We start from the raw sequence: 16,249 nt of genomic DNA on the forward strand, positions 1-16,249 counted from the left end.
CTTCTCGAAGGAGATCTTCGCCTGGTGCCAGCAGCGCCGCGTGCCGCTGATCTACGCCTCCTCGGCGGCGGTCTATGGCGGTTCGCCGGATTTCGGCGAGACCAATGACGGCCTCCGCCCGCTCAACGTCTACGGCTGGTCGAAGCTCCTCTTCGACCAGTGGGTGGCGCGCCAGGAGGAGCTGACGGCGAAGGTCGTCGGCCTGCGCTATTTCAACGTCTACGGCCATGGCGAGGCCCACAAGGGGCGGATGGCGAGCGTCATCCATCACTTCAGCCGCCAGGCCGAGACCGACGGCGTCATCAGGCTCTTCGGCGCCTCGCACGGCTTCGCGGACGGCGAACACCGGCGCGACTTCGTCTTCGTCGGCGACGCCGTGCAGGTCAATCTCTGGGCGCTGGCGTCGGAAGCCGCCGACGGCGTCTACAATGTCGGCACCGGCGTGAGCCGCAGCTTCAACGACGTCGCCCGCGCCGTGATCGATTTCCACGGCCGCGGGCGGATCGACTACATCCCCTTCCCCGACGATCTCCGCGACGCCTACCAGCCGGACACCCAGGCGGACATCTCGCGCCTTCGCCGCGACGGCTATGCCGAGGCCTTCGTGGCGATCGAAGAGGGCGTGCCGGAAACGCTGGGCTCGAACGAGGGGTAGTCGCGCGCCGCCACAGCCAGCCCGCGCCGCGCCGCCCGCCGCCTCCGCTACCGCCGCCTCCGTCGCGGCGCCCCTGCCCGGCGATCGTCAGCGCCGTCCGGCTCATCCAATCCTTCGTGATAGACTGGTTCGGTTCCGGGCGGAGGACGCCTGTCGGGCCGGTCCTTGACGGACATCAAGGCACGATTGCCCGAACCGTGCTCCGACTGGCGGTCGTAGCGAGGGAGAGAGATCGTGAAAAAGCTGGCACTCGCGGCTCTGATGGCCGCCGCCGCGACGGCTGCGGCGGCACAGGACGCGCCGACGCAAACGCTGTTCACCAACGTCAATGTCTTCGACGGGGCCAACGAGGCCCTGATCGAGAACGCCAATGTCCTGGTCGAGGGCAAGCTGATCAAGGCCGTCTCGACCGACCCGATCGAGGCTGACGGAGCCACCGTCATCGACGGCGGCGGCCGGACGATGATCCCCGGCCTGATCGACATGCACTGGCATTCGAACTTTGCCACGCTGGGCGTCCAGGAGGGGCTCAACACCGATCTCGCCTATCACGCCCTGAAAGCGGCAAGGGCCAACAACGACGCCTTGTTGCGCGGGTTCACGACCGTGCGCGATATGGCTGGCAATGTCTTTTCGCTGGCGAAGCTCACCGATGCGGGCATGTACGATGGCCCCCGCATTTTCCCCAGCGGTCCGGCTATTTCGCAGACCTCGGGCCATAGTGACTGGCGGCCCGCGACCGGCGCGCCCTTCGATATCGCCGCCCCGCTCGACTATCCGCAGCGCGTTGGTCACTTCGTGGTCGCCGACGGCGTGCCGGAGGTCTTGAAGCGTACGCGCGAAGCCCTCCGGATGGGGGCGACGCAAATCAAGATCATGGCCGGGGGCGGAGTCAGCTCCAATTTCGATCCGATCGATGTCACGCAATATTCGCCGGAAGAAATGGCGGCGGCCGTCGAGGCGGCACGCGAATGGAACACCTATGTCGCCGTCCATGTCTTCACGGACAAGGCGGCGCAACAGGCGCTTGAGGCCGGCGTCCTCAGCATCGAGCACGGGCATTTGCTGCACGAGGAAACGCTGCGGATGATGCTCGACAGGGGCGCCTATCTCAGCATGCAGCCGGTCCTGAACGACGAGGATGCGATTCCCTTCCCGCCCGGTTCGCCAAATCAGGCCAAGTTCGAACAGGTCACCGAGGGAACCGAGACCGTCTATCCCCTGGCAAAGCAGGTGGGTGTGAAGATCGTCTTCGGCACCGACACGCTCTTCGACCCCGAACTTGCCAAGAAGCAGGGCAAGCAGCTTGCCAAGCTGTCCCGCTGGTTCACGCCGGTGGAGGCGCTCAGGCAGGCGACCTCGACCGCCGGGGAGTTGCTGGCCCTGTCCGGCCCGCGCAATCCCTATCCTGACGGCAAGCTCGGCGTCATCGAGCCGGGAGCCTACGCGGACCTGATCCTGATCGACGGCAATCCGCTCGAAAACCTCGATCTGGTCGCCGATCCGGCAGGCAACTTCGACCTGATCATGAAAGACGGAGCGATCTACAAGAACACCCTCAACTAAGTCGAGGAGACTTGTCATGAGGCAGTTGGCATCCACGCTCGCGTTCGCCGCGGCGATGTTCACGGTACCGGCGCTCGCGCAGGACTACGATCTCGTGATCAATGGTGGCCGGGTCATGGACCCGGAAACGATGTTCGATTCGATCGCCAATGTCGGCATCAAGGACGGCCGGATCGCCGCGATCACGACGGAAACCATCACGGCGCCCGAGGTCATCGACGCCGCGGGGCTCGTCGTCGCGCCGGGCTTCATCGACACCCATTTCCATGCCGTCGATCCCTTCGCCACCAAGATGTCACTGCGCGACGGCGTGACCACCGGCATGGACCTCGAATTCGGCGCGGTGAACGTCAACGATTGGTACGCGAAGAAGGCCGAGGAAGGCTGGCAGGTCAACTACGGCACGACAACCAGCCACAACGGCGCGCGGATGAGCGTGCTCGATCCGGAGACCGGCATCGACGAGCCGGTCGATTTCTCCAATGCGCAACTATACATCGCCAAGGCGCTCTCGGATGGCGTCGCCGGCTGGTCCGTCACGCGCAGCACCATCGATCAGATGAATGCGGTGATGGAGATCCTCGACGAGGACCTCCGCGCCGGCGCGCTCGGCGTCGGCATCGGCGCCGCCTACATGGCAACCGGCATGACCAGCTACGAGATGTTCGAGGCCCAGCGCACCGCCGCCCGTTACGGGCGTCTCGCCTCGGTCCACACCCGCTACCATCTGTCGGCCGAGACACCGACCGAGGCGCCGATCGCCTTCGACGAGGCCTTCACCAACGCCATGCTGCTCGACGCGCCGTTTCTGATGGCGCATGACAACGACTATGGCTGGTGGGAAATCGAGGAGAAGCTGCAGCTCGCCCGCGCCAAGGGGCTCAATATGTGGGCGGAGTACTACCCGTATGACGCCGGCTCAACCGTGGTCAGCGCCGATTTCCTCCAGCCGGCGATCTGGCTGGACACCTACGGCAACACCTATGAGGAGACGCTCTACGACCCGCTGCAGGACAAGTTCCTGACCCGTGAAGACTATGACGACCTCGTCAAATCCGATCCGGGGCGGTCGATGGTCGTCTTCCTGCCGCCACGCCGGGCGTGGATGCCTTACTGGCTGACCATTCCGCACATGACCGTCGCCAGCGACGCCATGGCCGGGGTCGGCACCGACGGCAACCTGCTGCCCTGGGACGCGGATTATTCCGAATATGCAGGCCACCCCCGCACCGCCGGCACTCACGCCAGGACCCTGCGCATGGGGCGCGAGCAGGGCGTGCCCCTGATGTTCAGCTTGGCACAGCTCAGCTACTGGACCGCGCTGCATATGGGCGACGCCGGCCTGCAGGACATGAAGAACCGGGGCCGGGTCCAGGTCGGCAAGGTCGCGGACCTGACGCTGGTCGATCCGGATACGGTCACGGACAACGCGACCTACAAGGCCGGCGAGAACGGCCTGCCGTCGACAGGCATCCCCTATGTGATCGTCAATGGCGAGATTGTTGTGCGCGACTCCGAGGTCCTCGACGTGAAGGCCGGGCAGCCGATCCGCTACCCGGTTGAGGCGCAGGGGCGTTACCAGCCCGTCGGCGTCGCAGAATGGATCAACGAGAACACGATCCTTTCGACACCCTACCCATCGACGCCGGACGATACGGGAGCCGCCACCGAGCTGGGCGACAAGTAAGGCGCATAGTCGATTGTCATCGGCACGTGACGGGCGGCTAGACGCGGCTCGCCAGCGCCTCGATGGCGTCGACCACGTCATAGGGGTCGATTGCCTGCATGCAGCAGCGGCCGCCGGGCTCGCGGTCGCAGGTGCGCCGGCGGCATGGCGCCTCCCGGTAGGAGGAGGCGATCACCGTCTGGTCCTTGCCGTATGGCCCGGTGAGGCCGGGGTCGGTCGGTCCGAACAGCCAGATGCCGGGAACGTCGAGCGCCGTCGCAAGGTGCATCAGGCCCGAATCGAGTCCGATCGCGAAGTCGGCGCCGGAGACGACGCGGGCAAGCTCGGCGCCGGCCATCACAGTCGGCAGCACGTGGACGCCCTCGATGTCGATCGCCAGCCGTTCGGCCCGCGCCTTCTCCTCCGGCGTCCCCCAGGGCAGCACCACCGAGCGCCCGCCTTTGGTGATTTCCGCGATCACCCCGCGCCAGTTGCGCTCCGGCCAGAGCTTGGTGTCCCAGCTCGCCGAATGCATGACGATCGCGTAGCGCTCGGGCAGCACTGGATCGCGGCCGCCGAGGACCCGGAGGCCATAGCGCCCCTGCCCGGTCGGGACGGGATAGCCGACCGCGCCGGCCAGCAGCCGCCGGCTCCGCTCCACCGCATGCATCGCCCGCGGCACCCCGATCGTCCAGCGATAGAGCCGGCTCGCGGCCGGCTCGCGGGCGCTCCCGGCGTCATATCCGGCCACTCCGGTACCGGCGAGCAGCGCGGGAATCGCGCTCTTCAGCAGCCCCTGCAGGTCGACGACCAGGTCGTAGCGCCGCCCCCGCAGCGTCCGGCCGAGGCGCACCGCCTCCATCGGGATCAGCGCCCAGCGGGTGGGTGGCGAGCGAAGCCGGCGGAAGGATACCGGGTGGATGGTCGAGACCGCCGGATGCAGCTCGACGAAGGGGGCGAAGGCCTCCTCCACCATCCAGTCGATCTCGATGTCGGGCCGGGCGGCCTTCAGGTCGCTGATCGCCGGGAAGGTGTGGATGACGTCGCCGAAGGACGTCAGCTTGACGATCAAAAGCCTCATGGCTGCAGCGCCGACAGGTCGTCGACCAGGTCGAGCGGGATCGACAGGCACCAGTCCCGCAGGTGTTCGCGCTGGCGCGCGCCGTGGCCGGTCAGCACATGCACCGCGCGACCGACCCCGGCCGCCTCCGCCGCCTGGAGGTCGCTCGGCATGTCGCCGACCATCAGGGAAGCGCCGAGATTGAGGTCGAGGCGCCGCGCCGCCGCGTCGATCATGCCGGGCGCCGGCTTCCGCCAGCCGCAGGACGCGCCCTCCTCCGGCGCATGCCCGCAGGCGCATTCGACGTCGATCGTCACGCCATGTTTCCCGAGTTCCTGCCTCACCCGCGCTGCCACCTGCTCGTAATCCTTCCAGCCGAAAAGCCCGCGCCCGACGCCGGACTGGTTTGTCACCACGACGATCGCATGGCCGGCGTCGGCGAAACGGCGAAGGGCCTCTGCGGCTCCGGGAAAAAGCCTGACCTTGTCGGGGTCGGAAAGATAGCCGGGATCGTCGAGGATGGTGCCGTCACGGTCGAGGAATAATGCCGGGCAATGCCGCCTCGGGTTCGCCGCGACGCGGATGCGATGCATGTCATCGCCCATCGGAGGTCAGGCTCCGTCGGTGAAGGCGGCATCGATCGCGGCGCAGAGGAGATGACCGAGGAAGATATGCACCTCCTGGATATGCGCCGTCACGTCGGAGGGCACGATCAGGCAGTGATCCGCGAGTCGCCCGGCGGCGATCGCGCCGCCGCCCCGGCCCGTCAGGCAGGCCGTCGCGAGGCCGCCGGCCCGTGCCGCGACCAGGGCTTCGGTGACGTTCGGCGAGTTGCCGGAGGTGGTCAGCCCGATCAGCATGTCCCCCGGCCGCCCCAGCGCCGCCACCTGGCGGGCGAAGACCTGCTCGTAGCCGAGATCGTTGCCCGCCGCGGTCAGGGCCGAGGTGTCGGTGGTCAGCGCGATTGCCGCGAGCCCCCTTCGGGTCGTCTCGAAACGCACCGTGCATTCCGTCGCGATATGCTGCGCGTCGGCCGCGCTGCCGCCATTGCCGCACAGGAGAAGCTTGCCCCCGGCGCCGAGCACCGATATAGCCGCATCGGCGAGTTCGGCCGCCGGCCCGAGCAGGTCGCGCGATCGTTCGAAAACGGCGCGGTGTTCGTCATGACGGCGGGTGAATTCGGCCGCCACCGCGGCGCGGTCGGGTTTCAATGGTAATTCGACCTTCAAGGGATGTGACAGGAAACCGGTCCAAACGGCGATGGATGCTAGCCTCATAGACCGACTCGCTCAAGCGAAGGTCCTCGTCGTCGGCGATGTGCTTCTGGACCGTTTCGTCGAGGGCTCGGTCGGCAGGGTGTCTCCGGAGGCGCCGGTCCCTGTCCTCAACCATGCCAGTCAGCGGGCCCTGCTCGGCGGCGCGGGCAACGTTGCCGCCAATCTGATCGCCTATGGGGCGGCGGTGACGCTGGTCGGCGTCACGGGCGCCGACGAGATGGCCGAGGAGCTCCGGCGCTTTTGCGACGGTTTCGAACGCCTCGCCTGCCGGCTGATCGAGGACCCGGATCGCCCGACGACGGTGAAGACCCGCTATCTGAGCGGTTGGCATCAGTTGCTCAGGGTCGACGCGGAGGCGACCGGCGACCTCCCCGCCCCCGTCGTCGCCGATCTGCTGGCCGTGGCGCGGGAAGCCCTCGCCGAAGCCGATGTCGTCATCCTGTCCGACTATGCCAAGGGCGTGCTCGGCGAAGCGACGATAGCCGGTCTGATCGCCGCGGCGCGCGCCGCGGGCGTCCCGGTGATCGTCGATCCGAAGAAGCGGGAGGCCGGCCTGTTCGCTGGCGCGAGCCTGCTGACGCCCAACACGCTCGAGCTCGAACGTTTCGCCGGAGTCCGGGTCGACAGCGACGCGGCGGCCGAGGCCGCCTGCCGCGACATCCTCGCCAGGGTCGATATCGAAGCGATCCTGGTGACCCGCGGCGCCGCCGGCATGACCCTTGTCGAGCGCGACCGTGGCCCGGTCCATGTCCGCGCCGAGAATCGCCGCGTCTTCGACGTGACCGGCGCTGGCGACACGGTTGCCGCCACGCTTGCCGCGGCGATCGCCATCGGCGTCCCCCTCGCCGACGCGGTCAGGCTTGCCAATGCCGCCGCCGGTGTCGCGGTCGCCAAGCCCGGCACCGCCATCGTCCATCCCCGCGAGCTGAAGCAGGCGCTCGGCGTCGAGGCCTCCGCCCATGTCATGGCGCGACAGGAGGCGCTGGACCAGATCGCGCACTGGAAGGAGCTCGGCCTCATGGTCGGCTTCACCAATGGCTGCTTCGACCTCCTGCATCGCGGTCACCTCCATTCGCTCGAGCAGGCGTCGCGCCGGGTCGACCGGCTGGTGGTCGGGCTCAACAGCGATGCCTCGGCGGGCCGGCTCAAGGGCCCGGGACGCCCCGTCCAGGACGCCGCGACACGGGCCGCCGTCCTCGCCGCGCTGCGGTTCGTCGACATGGTCGTGCTCTTCGACGAGGACACGCCGGCCGAGCTCATCGCGGCAATCGGTCCGAACGTCCTCTTCAAGGGCGCGGATTATGCCGAGGACGAGGTCGTCGGCGGCGATCTGGTCAAGGCGAATGGCGGCCGGGTCGAGCTGATCGGCCTGCTGCCCGGACATTCGACGACCGGGACCGTCGATCGGATGAAGGACGGCGGCACGGGCGGCTGATGGTTCGAGACCGCGCTCAGGCCGGCTGGCGAAGACCGCCCGCGGCCGACTGGCTGAACTGACGATCCGCCAGGTCGAGCATTGCCACCATCGCCTTGCGCGCGGCCTCGTGGTCGCGGCGGCGGATCGCTTCCGCGATCACCGCATGCCGGTTGATCGCCAGTATCGCCGCGGAAGCGACCTCGCTGCGCTCCCTGATGCTGGCTTCCAGCAGGGGCGCCAGGGTCCGGCCGAAGCTCCCGATCAGCATGTTGCCGGTCGCCGCGGCGACCGCCATATGGAACTCGACATCGGCGATCGCCCATCCGGCCGGCGTCGAAGCGCGGCGCATGGCGGCTATCGCTTCGGAAATCCGCTCCATCTGCGCGGCGTTGCGCCTTTCCGCGGCGATCGCGGCCGCGGCCGGCTCCACCACCCGGCGCAGTTCGCCAAGTTCTCTCAGGAAGTCGCGCGGCAGGTCCTGGGGCTGGTGCCAGGCGACGACATCCGGATCGAGCAGGTTCCAGTCGGCGCGCGAGGCGACCGATGTCCCCGCCCGCCGCCGCGTCGAGACCAGCCCCTTGGCCGCCAGTACCTTGAGGGCCTCGCGGACCGCCTGGCGGCTGACCTTGTATTCCGCCGCGAACTCCGCCTCCCTCGGCAGGGTGCTGCCCTCGCGGAACACACCCGAGACGATCCGCGCCCCGATCGCGTGCGCGACCCGTCCATGCAGGGGCTGCGACGGATAGAGACCGCCGACAGCGCTCGGTTCCCGCTGCCCGAGGCTGGGAATCTCGGAGGTATCGTCGTCGCCGGAATCGCCTGCCTTCGCGTCCGCGGGCCGACGGGAATCGTTTCCCGCCAGATAGACCGCCAGCACCTCGGACATCGTCGCCTGCGCCACCTCGGCGTCACGCCCGGCGATCGCCATGAGGACCCGATCATGTCGGCCGGCCGCCCAGGCCGGATTGGCCTCGACGCTGCTCGGGACGGTCGCGCCGATTTCGAGCAGCGGCGCGATGATCGTGCTCAGCCGGTCGATCAGGGAATTGCCGCTGGCCGCGAAGACCGCGACATGGAAACGCGCATCCGCCTCCGCGAAGGCGGTCCGGTCGTCGACGTTGCGGCGCATCTCCTCGATCGCCTCGCGAATCTGCTCGATCTGCCCCGCAGTCGCGTGCTCCGCGGCGAGCGCAGCGGCCTTCGGTTCGAGCAGCAGGCGAAACGCGACGAGATCGCACAGGAAGTCGGCATTCACCCCGACATGCCCATGCCAGGCGATCACGTCCGGATCGAGCAGGTTCCACAGGGCGCGCGACGCGACCAGGCTGCCGGTGCGTCGCCGGGTCACCACCAGCCCCTTCGCGGCAAGCACCTTGAGCGCTTCGCGAACGGCCTGCCGGCTGACCCGGTATGTCTCGGAGAGCTCCGCCTCTCGCGGCAATAACGCCCCTTCACGAAGGTCGCCAGCGACGATCTGCCGACCGAGTTCGTGGGCGACCTTTCCGTGCAACGCACCTGAAGGATAGAGTCGCGGCGGGATTTTTGATACCTTCGAAATTCTTGACGCGTAATAACGTTTACAAAGAGTATGACATTCCGCAACAGCAAGGTCCAGCGGGTATAATTTCTACTTGTCCGGCAGCCGCCCGCTGGGATGGGGCGAACTCTCCGAGGAACCCAGCACCTGCTGATCGAAATCGATAATCGATCCCGTCATCATCCCGGATTCATCGCTGGCCAGATAGGCGACCGCCCGCGCCACCTCGTCCGGCTTCAGGAGCCGGCCGAAGGGCTGGCCCGCCTCGGCCTTGGCGAGCCAGTCCGGATCGTCGGTGTGGTAGCGCAACTGGATCGCGTGCTCGCCGGGCGTATCCATCCAGCCGATATTGAGGCCATTGAGGCGGATGCGATCGGGCATCAGCGCGAAGGCGGCGTTCTTCGTCAGGACGGCGAGCGCGCCCTTCGACGCCGAATAGGCGGAGATGAAGGGCTGGCCGCCATGGCCCGACATCGACAGGATGTTGACCACCGTCCCCTCGATCTTCTCCCGCCGCATGATCTTCGCCGCCTCCTGGATCAGGAAGAACGGCGCGCGGACATTGACGGCGAACATCCGGTCGAACAATTCGGGGCTGGTGTCGAGAATGGTGCCGCGATCGGTCAGCGCGGCCACATTGGCCAGGATATCGACCTTGCCGAAGGCCTTGTCCGCCGCCGCGATCACCTTGCGGCAGTCGGCGACCTCGCCGAGGTCGGCCTTGACGAAGACCGCCCTGGTGCCGGCCTTGGTCAGCGATGCCGCCACCGCCTTGCCGCGCCTGGCGTTGCGGCCGCAGATCACGATGCCGGCAGCACCACGCGCGGCGAACATCCGCGCGACGGCCTCGCCGAGCCCCTGGGTGCCGCCGGTGACCACCGCGACCTTGCCGGCGAACTGCTTCTTGAGATTGGTTGTCGTCACGGTCCCTCCCCCCGCGCGTTCAGCGCATGTCGGAAAATCAGTCCTTCCCGCCGACGTCAGACGATCCGGTAACCCGCCGCCTCGAAGGCCGACGTCAGATGCCGGCGGCCCATCAGCGAATATTCATACGGATTGGCCTTCTCCGGGTCCTGCTCCGCCTCGACCACCGCCCAGCCCTCGTAGCCGATCTCGGCGAGCACCCGGGCAAAGGCGTGGAAGTCGATGAACCCGTCGCCGGGCACGGTGAAGACACCATCCAGCACGCCTGAAAGGAAGCTCTGGTCCTTCTGGCGCACGGCCTTCAGCACGTCCCACCGCAGGTCCTTGCAATGGACGTGGTTGATCCGGCGGCCATGCCTGCGGGTGGTCTCGACGATGTCGCCGCCGGCGAAGGCCAGGTGGCCGGTGTCGAGCAGCAGGCCCACCGCCTTGCCGGTATTGGCCATCAACAGGTCGATCTCGCGCTGGGTCTCGACCACCGTCCCCATGTGATGGTGATAGGTCATCGGCACGCCGTAGTCGGCCATCCACTCTGCGAGCTCGGTCAGCTTGCGGCCATAGGCGCGAAAGTCCTCCTCGCTCATCCGCGGGCGGGAGGAGAGCGGCGCGTCCATCCGGTTCTGCACCGTCCCGGTCGTCTCGGCATAGACATAGGCCGGCGCGCCGAGCGCCTTGTAGGTCCCGATCTGCGCCATCATCCGCTCGCGCTCGGCCTTGACCGAGCGCTTCATCAGCTCGCCGGAGAACCAGCCGGAAACGAGCTGCAGCTTGTGCTTCTTCAGGATCGGCCCGAGGACCTTCGGGTCCATCGGGAATTTCACCCCGGTCTCGGTGCCGGTGAAGCCCGCCTTGCGGGTCTCCTTGAGACAGGTCTCGAGGCTGGTCTCGCCGCCGAGCTCCAGCATGTCGTTGTTGGACCAGGCGATCGGTGCGACGCCCAGGTGGATCGGCCCTGCGGTCGGCATGGATCAGACTCCGACCCGCTGCTTGCCCTTGCCGTCCTCGTGCTCGGCACGCGCGGCCCTGACTTCCTTCCGCTTCGAGACTTCCGGCACGCCGGTCTCCCACCAGGCGTCGCCCGGGGTCCACTGATAGGGCTGGACCTTGACGACGATGACCGAGGTGCGGTCGGCCTGCTTGGCGCGGGAGAAGGCCTGCTCCAGCTCGCCGATCGAGTGGACGGTCTCGGCATGGGCGCCCATCGAGGCGGCATGCTTCTCGAAATCGACCTCGACCAGCTCCTTGACCCGGCAGTCGGCGAGGAGGTTGTTGAAGGACTTCGAGCCCTTGGCGTTCTGCAGGCGGTTGATCACCGCGAAGCCGCCATTGTCCATCACCACGATGATCAGCTTGTGGCCGGTCAGCACCGTCGAATAGATGTCGGAATTCATCATCAGATACGAGCCGTCGCCGATCATCGAGATCACGTCGCGATCCGGATCGGCCATCTTGGCGCCCCAGGCGCCGGAGATCTCGTAGCCCATGCAGGAATAGCCGAATTCGCAGTCGAAGGTGGCGGTCGTCTTCGCCCGCCAGTTCTGGCAGAGCTCGCCGGGCAGGCCGCCGGCGGCCGTCAGCGCAAGATCGGTCGGGTCGCAGATGCGGTTGATCGCGCCGACCACCTGGGCGTAGCTCGGCACCTCGGCATTGGTCGGGCCGGAATTCTTGTCGATCAGCGCGTTCCAGGCGCCGTATTCCCTGGCGCCCTTCTTCGACCAGGTATCCGGCGCCCGCCAGTCGGTCAGCGCGTCGGACATCTCCTCGATGCCGACCATCGCGTCGCCGACCACGGCGAGCGAGCGATGCTTGACCGCGTCGAAGCGCGCCGCGTTGAGGCCGATGAAGCGGGCATTCTCGGAGAAGAGCGTCCAGGAGCCGGTGACGAAATCCTGGAGCCGGGTGCCGACCGCGAGAATCACGTCGGCCTCGCGGGCGAGCGTGTTGGCGGAAGCGGAACCGTTGATCCCGACCGGCCCGACATTCATCGGGTGGTCGTGGACCAGCGCGGTGCGGCCGTTGATCGTCTCGGCGACCGGCACGTTGTGCTTCTCGGCGAAGGCGCCGACCGCCTCGTTGGCGAGCGACCAGTGGACGCCGCCGCCGGCGATCAGCAGCGGCTTCTTCGCCTTGCGGATGAGCGACACCGCCTCGCGGATCGAGTCGGCGTCGGGGCGTGCCCGCGGGATGCGGTGGACCGTCTTCTCGAAGAAAACCTCCGGATAATCGTAGGCTTCCGCTTGCGCGTCCTGGGCGAGGCCGAGGAAAGCGGGCCCGCAGGTCGCCGGGTCGAGCATGGTCGCGACCGCCTGGGGCAGCGAGGTGATGATCTGCTCGGGGCGGCTGATGCGGTCCCAGTAGCGGACCACCGGCTTGAAGCAGTCATTGACGCTGAGCGTCGGGTCGTCGAACTGCTCGATCTGCTGGAGCACCGGATCGGGGATGCGGCTGGCGAAGGTGTCGCCGGCGAGGATGAGGATCGGCAGGCGGTTGGCCATGGCGACGCCCGCCGCCGTCACCATGTTGGTGGCGCCGGGACCGATCGAGGAGAGCGAGACCATGATCTGGCGGCGCTTCTTCGCCTTGGCGTAGCCGATCGCGGCGAGCGCCATCGATTGCTCGTTCTGGCCCCGCCAGGTCGGGAGGTCGTCCTGCACGGGTTCGAGCGCTTCGCCGAGGCAGGTGACGTTGCCATGGCCGAAGATCGCGAAGACGCCGGCGAACAGCGGCACCTCCTCGTGATCGATGACGATGCGCTGCGCGGTGAGATAGCGGACCAAAGCCTGCGCCATGGTCAGACGGACGGTTTTCATGGTCTTCATCCTCCCCTTCGGTCCAGCGCGATCCCTTCTGCCCGATCGTCGCAGGGACAAGTCACACTACCGCGCGAGCGGCATTCTACGCAATTCAAGAACGGAACAAACATTCTATTTTGACGCGGACGGTCAGAACGCGACCTGATAGTCGACCCAGCCTCCCGTATGGACCGATTCCAGCGCCGCGGCGATGAACTGCATCGTCCGGGCGCCATCCTCGACGGTCGGGAAATCGAGCGCGAGCCGGTCGGGCTGCTCCCCGAGCTTGCGCGCCACGATCGCCTCGGCGGCGTCGGCGTAAAGCACCGCGAAGGCCTCCTGGTAGCCCTCGGGGTGGCCGATGCCGACCCGCGTCGCCCGCGCCGCCTCCGGCTTCAGGCCCGGCCCGTCGCGCTCGAAGACGATGGCCGGCTCGCCGAGGCGGGAGTGGATCAGCTGGTTCGGCGTCTCCTGCGCCCATTCGAGGCTTCCCTGGGCGCAGAAAAGCCGGAAATAGAGGCCGTGCACCGCCCCGGCGCCGGCCTGGGTCACCCAGATGACGCCCGGCGCGTTGTTCTCGAGACGGAAAAGGATGCCGGCATAGTCGTGGGCGGTCCGGCCCGGAACGACGGCGGTGACGTCGGCGGTCAGCCGCGACAGGTCGAGGCACGAAACGAAGCGCGCCAGATGATGGGCGTGGCTGCCGATGTCGCCGAGGATCAGCGACTCGCCGACGCGGGCGGGATCGAAATGCCAGTTCCCCTCCTCGCCCAGCTCGGTTGGAGTCAGCGCGGCGTTGTGGCCCTGCACATACTCGACCTCGATCATCCTGACATCGCCGAGATCGCCGTCGCGGACCATGGCCTTTGCCTGGCGCACCATCGGGAAGCCCGAATAGTTGAAGGTCTGGCAGAACACGATGCCGGCGGCGTTGACCCTGGTGACGAGGTCGCGGGCGTCGCGGTAGTTGGTGGTCAGCGGCTTGTCGCAGATGATGTCGAGGCCGTTCTCCAGCGCCATCAGCGAGAGCCGATAGTGGCTGTCATTCGGCGTCATGATGGCGATCACGTCGATGCCGTCTTCGCGCGCCTTCTCCGCGGCGAAGAGCTCCTCCGCCGTGCCATAGGCCCGGTCCTCGGCCACCCCGATCGCCATCCCCTCCCGCTTCGAGCGCTCTGGATTGGAGGACAGAACCGAGGCGACGATCTCGTAGTTGTCGTCGAGGCGCGCGGCGGCGCGATGGACCGGGCCGATGAAGGAGCCCGGCCCGCCGCCAATCACGCCAAGGCGCAACCGCCTGCCAAGCTTGGCGATGGTGATGCTCATGGTTCCTCCCCTGGTTCTGTGCTTCGGTAGGCAGTCGTCATCGGCACTCGGTTGCTGCAGTGAGAGAGCGGCCCGTGGCTTTCTACGTCTATATCCTCGGCAGCAGAAGGAACGGCACGCTGTACATCGGCATGACCGACGATCTCGCGCGACGGATGCGGGAGCATCGGGGTGGCCTCCTGCCGGGATTCACTGCACGACATGATGTGAAAACCCTCGTCTGGTTCGAGGTCCATCAGACGCGAGAGACCGCCTTTGGCCGCGAACGGCAGTTGAAGAAATGGCGGCGCAAATGGAAGCTGCAACTCATCGAGGAACTGAACCCGGGTTGGCGTGACTTGGTTGCGCCCGGTTGGATCGCGTGACGTTGGCCCTTCCACTCCGTCTCTCCACCGCTCATTCCCGCGCACGCGGGAATCTAGCCTTTGAAGAGCTCTACGTGGCGTGGAGAGGCGGGGATTTGTGTTCCAGGCCTTGACGACCCCCTGTCCAAACTGGATTCCCGCGTGCGCGGGAATGAGCGGCGTAGCATCGATGCACTCGCTGGTCGGCATGCGGCTCGCTACACCTCGCTCACATCCAGCCAGCGCTTCTCGCGCGCCGACCGGACCACCGCGTCGACCACCCGCTGGATCTCCCAGGCCTCGCGGAAGTCCGGCAGGAATTTTTCGCCACCGGCGAGCGCCGTGACCAGCGCCTTGACCTCGATCGTCTTGATGTCGTTGAAGCCGAGCTGGTGGCCCGGCGCCGGACAGAAGGCGGCATAGGAGTCATGCGCCGGCCCGGCGAGGATCGTCTTGAAGCCCTCGCGCCCGCCCGGCTGGCCGGTCGTATAGAGCTGCAATTCGTTGAGGCGCTCGTGGTCGACGGCGATCGTGCCCCTGGTGCCGGTGACGGCGAAGGCGAGCGTCATCTTGCGGCCGGCCGCGACCCAGGTCGCCTCGAGCGAGCCGGTCGCGCCGCCGGCGAACTGGACCAGCGCCCGCGCCTCGTCGTCGACCTCGACCTTGCGCATCTCGCTCGCGCCGGGGCCGGCCGGCCGCTCGCCGGTCACCGTCTTGATCTGGCCGACCACCGACTCGATCGGTCCGACGACGTGGCGGGCGATCGAGATGATGTGGCTGCCGAGATCGGCGACGACCCCGTGCCCGCCGGCCGCGTCCAGCCGCCAGGTGAACGGCGCCGCGGGATCGGTCATGTAGTCCTCGGCATGGATGCCGCGGAAGGAGACCACCTCGCCGATCTCGCCGCTCGCGACGATCTCGCGGGCGAGCGCCACCATCGGATTCTTGAGATAGTTGAAGCCGACGGCGGTGACGATCCCTTTCGCCTCGGCGGCGTCGACCATCTCCTTCGCCTCGGCGGCGTTGGGGGCGAGCGGCTTCTCGCAATAGACCGGCTTGCCGGCCGCGATCGCGGCGAGCGCGATCGGCTTGTGGAGGACGTTCGGCGTGGTGATGTCGACCAGGTCGACGGCCGGGTCGGCGATCAGCGCCTTCCAGTCGCCGGTCGAGCGGGCAAAGCCCAGCCCCTGCGCCGCCTTCGCGGCAACGTCGTCATCGACGTCGGCGAGGAGTTCGAGGACCGGGGTGAGCGGCAGCGGGAATATTCCCGCCGCGGCGCGGAAGGCATGGGCATGGCTGCGGCCCATGAAGCCGCTGCCGACGAGACCGACACCGAGTTTCTTCATCTTTCAAGCACCGACCGGTTGACGACGACATCGGGATCGAGCCGGCCATCGAGGGCGGCAACGACGTTGCGCGCGGCATAGACGCTGAGCCGCGCGCCGGCCTCCCGCGTCAGGCCGGCGACATGAGGGCTGAGGATCGCCCGGTCGCAATTGAGCAGCGGGCTGGCGCCCGGTGGCGGCTCGTCGGCGAAGGTGTCGATGCCGGCGCCGGCCAGTTGTCCCTCATGGAGCGCGTCGGCGAGCGCGAACTCGTCGATCAGTCCGCCGCGCGAGGTGTTGATCAGGATCGCGTCCGACCGCATCGCCTCGAGCTCGGCCGCGGCGATCATGTTCTCGGTC

The 16,249-nt window shown here is 67.5% G+C and carries 15 protein-coding genes; 5 read left to right on the top strand and 10 right to left on the bottom strand.

The genetic code is table 11. The features are described from left to right. The 3 genes from KDJ86_RS18970 to KDJ86_RS18980 all read left to right on the top strand — a co-directional run. A partial coding sequence (locus KDJ86_RS18970) for an NAD-dependent epimerase/dehydratase family protein (RefSeq protein WP_291749501.1) occupies positions 1-655 on the top strand: 655 nt, incomplete at its 5' end. Between the two features lie 234 nt (positions 656-889). Further along, positions 890-2,221, top strand: coding sequence for a metal-dependent hydrolase family protein (locus KDJ86_RS18975; protein WP_291749504.1), 1,332 nt, complete (start codon positions 890-892; stop codon positions 2,219-2,221). A gap of 16 nt (positions 2,222-2,237) precedes the next feature. Continuing rightward, the gene (locus KDJ86_RS18980; protein WP_291749507.1) at positions 2,238-3,908 is read left to right on the top strand and encodes an amidohydrolase family protein; all 1,671 of its coding nucleotides are present in this window, start codon (positions 2,238-2,240) and stop codon (positions 3,906-3,908) included. 37 nt (positions 3,909-3,945) lie between these two features. Here the strand turns inward: KDJ86_RS18980 and waaC are convergent, their stop codons facing one another. Genes waaC through KDJ86_RS18995 form a run of 3 tightly spaced genes read right to left on the bottom strand, consistent with a single transcriptional unit; the run spans position 3,946 to position 6,158 of the window. Beyond that, complete coding sequence (waaC, locus tag KDJ86_RS18985; protein WP_291749509.1) at positions 3,946-4,968, bottom strand: lipopolysaccharide heptosyltransferase I; 1,023 nt, start codon at positions 4,966-4,968, stop codon at positions 3,946-3,948. After that, positions 4,965-5,552 carry a D-glycero-alpha-D-manno-heptose-1,7-bisphosphate 7-phosphatase gene (locus tag KDJ86_RS18990; RefSeq protein ID WP_291749512.1) on the bottom strand — a complete coding sequence of 196 codons (588 nt, stop codon included), beginning with the start codon at positions 5,550-5,552 and terminating at the stop codon, positions 4,965-4,967. Before KDJ86_RS18990 ends, waaC begins: the two co-directional genes overlap by 4 nt. A 6-nt stretch (positions 5,553-5,558) precedes the next feature. Next, positions 5,559-6,158 carry an SIS domain-containing protein gene (locus KDJ86_RS18995; RefSeq protein ID WP_291749515.1) on the bottom strand — a complete coding sequence of 200 codons (600 nt, stop codon included), beginning with the start codon at positions 6,156-6,158 and terminating at the stop codon, positions 5,559-5,561. Positions 6,159-6,207: 49 nt separating this feature from the next. Between KDJ86_RS18995 and rfaE1 the strand changes: the two genes are divergently transcribed. Next, positions 6,208-7,659 carry a D-glycero-beta-D-manno-heptose-7-phosphate kinase gene (gene rfaE1, locus KDJ86_RS19000; protein WP_291749518.1) on the top strand — a complete coding sequence of 484 codons (1,452 nt, stop codon included), beginning with the start codon at positions 6,208-6,210 and terminating at the stop codon, positions 7,657-7,659. Between the two features lie 16 nt (positions 7,660-7,675). Here rfaE1 and KDJ86_RS19005 read toward each other — a convergent pair whose 3' ends face one another. The 5 genes from KDJ86_RS19005 to KDJ86_RS19025 form a co-directional block, all read right to left on the bottom strand. Further along, positions 7,676-9,151 (bottom strand): FadR/GntR family transcriptional regulator, encoded by a 1,476-nt coding sequence (locus KDJ86_RS19005; protein WP_291749521.1) that lies wholly within the window; start codon positions 9,149-9,151, stop codon positions 7,676-7,678. 117 nt (positions 9,152-9,268) lie between these two features. After that, positions 9,269-10,102, bottom strand: a complete 834-nt coding sequence (locus tag KDJ86_RS19010) for an SDR family oxidoreductase (RefSeq protein ID WP_291749522.1) — start codon at positions 10,100-10,102, stop codon at positions 9,269-9,271. A 56-nt stretch (positions 10,103-10,158) separates the two neighbouring features. After that, the gene (gene iolE, locus KDJ86_RS19015) at positions 10,159-11,067 is read right to left on the bottom strand and encodes a myo-inosose-2 dehydratase (RefSeq protein WP_291749524.1); all 909 of its coding nucleotides are present in this window, start codon (positions 11,065-11,067) and stop codon (positions 10,159-10,161) included. A gap of 3 nt (positions 11,068-11,070) precedes the next feature. Next, a complete protein-coding gene (iolD, locus tag KDJ86_RS19020) occupies positions 11,071-12,912 on the bottom strand; it encodes a 3D-(3,5/4)-trihydroxycyclohexane-1,2-dione acylhydrolase (decyclizing) (protein WP_291749527.1) in 1,842 nt (613 codons plus the stop codon). 132 nt (positions 12,913-13,044) lie between these two features. Beyond that, positions 13,045-14,220, bottom strand: coding sequence for a Gfo/Idh/MocA family protein (locus KDJ86_RS19025; protein ID WP_291749529.1), 1,176 nt, complete (start codon positions 14,218-14,220; stop codon positions 13,045-13,047). A 74-nt stretch (positions 14,221-14,294) separates the two neighbouring features. Between KDJ86_RS19025 and KDJ86_RS19030 the strand changes: the two genes are divergently transcribed. After that, positions 14,295-14,585: a GIY-YIG nuclease family protein gene (locus KDJ86_RS19030; protein ID WP_291749531.1), complete on the top strand. Its 291-nt coding sequence runs from the start codon at positions 14,295-14,297 to the stop codon at positions 14,583-14,585. Between the two features lie 197 nt (positions 14,586-14,782). Here KDJ86_RS19030 and KDJ86_RS19035 read toward each other — a convergent pair whose 3' ends face one another. Both KDJ86_RS19035 and KDJ86_RS19040 read right to left on the bottom strand, forming a co-directional pair. Then, the gene (locus KDJ86_RS19035) at positions 14,783-15,910 is read right to left on the bottom strand and encodes a Gfo/Idh/MocA family protein (protein WP_291749534.1); all 1,128 of its coding nucleotides are present in this window, start codon (positions 15,908-15,910) and stop codon (positions 14,783-14,785) included. Beyond that, on the bottom strand, positions 15,907-16,249 hold a 343-nt coding region (locus tag KDJ86_RS19040), incomplete at its 5' end, for an NAD(P)-dependent oxidoreductase (RefSeq protein ID WP_291749536.1). The genes KDJ86_RS19035 and KDJ86_RS19040, both read right to left, overlap by 4 nt.

Source organism: Bauldia sp. (genome assembly GCF_020442045.1).
Classification (GTDB): domain Bacteria; phylum Pseudomonadota; class Alphaproteobacteria; order Rhizobiales; family Kaistiaceae; genus Bauldia.

Bases quoted from the DNA above. Each gene is read 5' to 3' on its own strand.
- KDJ86_RS18980 (WP_291749507.1), top strand. From the start codon at position 2,238: ATGAGGCAGTTGGCATCCACGCTCGCGTTCGCCGCGGCGATGTTCACG.
- waaC (WP_291749509.1), bottom strand. From the start codon at position 4,968: ATGAGGCTTTTGATCGTCAAGCTGACGTCCTTCGGCGACGTCATCCAC.
- KDJ86_RS18990 (WP_291749512.1), bottom strand. From the start codon at position 5,552: ATGGGCGATGACATGCATCGCATCCGCGTCGCGGCGAACCCGAGGCGG.
- rfaE1 (WP_291749518.1), top strand. From the start codon at position 6,208: ATGGATGCTAGCCTCATAGACCGACTCGCTCAAGCGAAGGTCCTCGTC.
- iolE (WP_291749524.1), bottom strand. From the start codon at position 11,067: ATGCCGACCGCAGGGCCGATCCACCTGGGCGTCGCACCGATCGCCTGG.
- iolD (WP_291749527.1), bottom strand. From the start codon at position 12,912: ATGAAAACCGTCCGTCTGACCATGGCGCAGGCTTTGGTCCGCTATCTC.
- KDJ86_RS19025 (WP_291749529.1), bottom strand. From the start codon at position 14,220: ATGAGCATCACCATCGCCAAGCTTGGCAGGCGGTTGCGCCTTGGCGTG.
- KDJ86_RS19035 (WP_291749534.1), bottom strand. From the start codon at position 15,910: ATGAAGAAACTCGGTGTCGGTCTCGTCGGCAGCGGCTTCATGGGCCGC.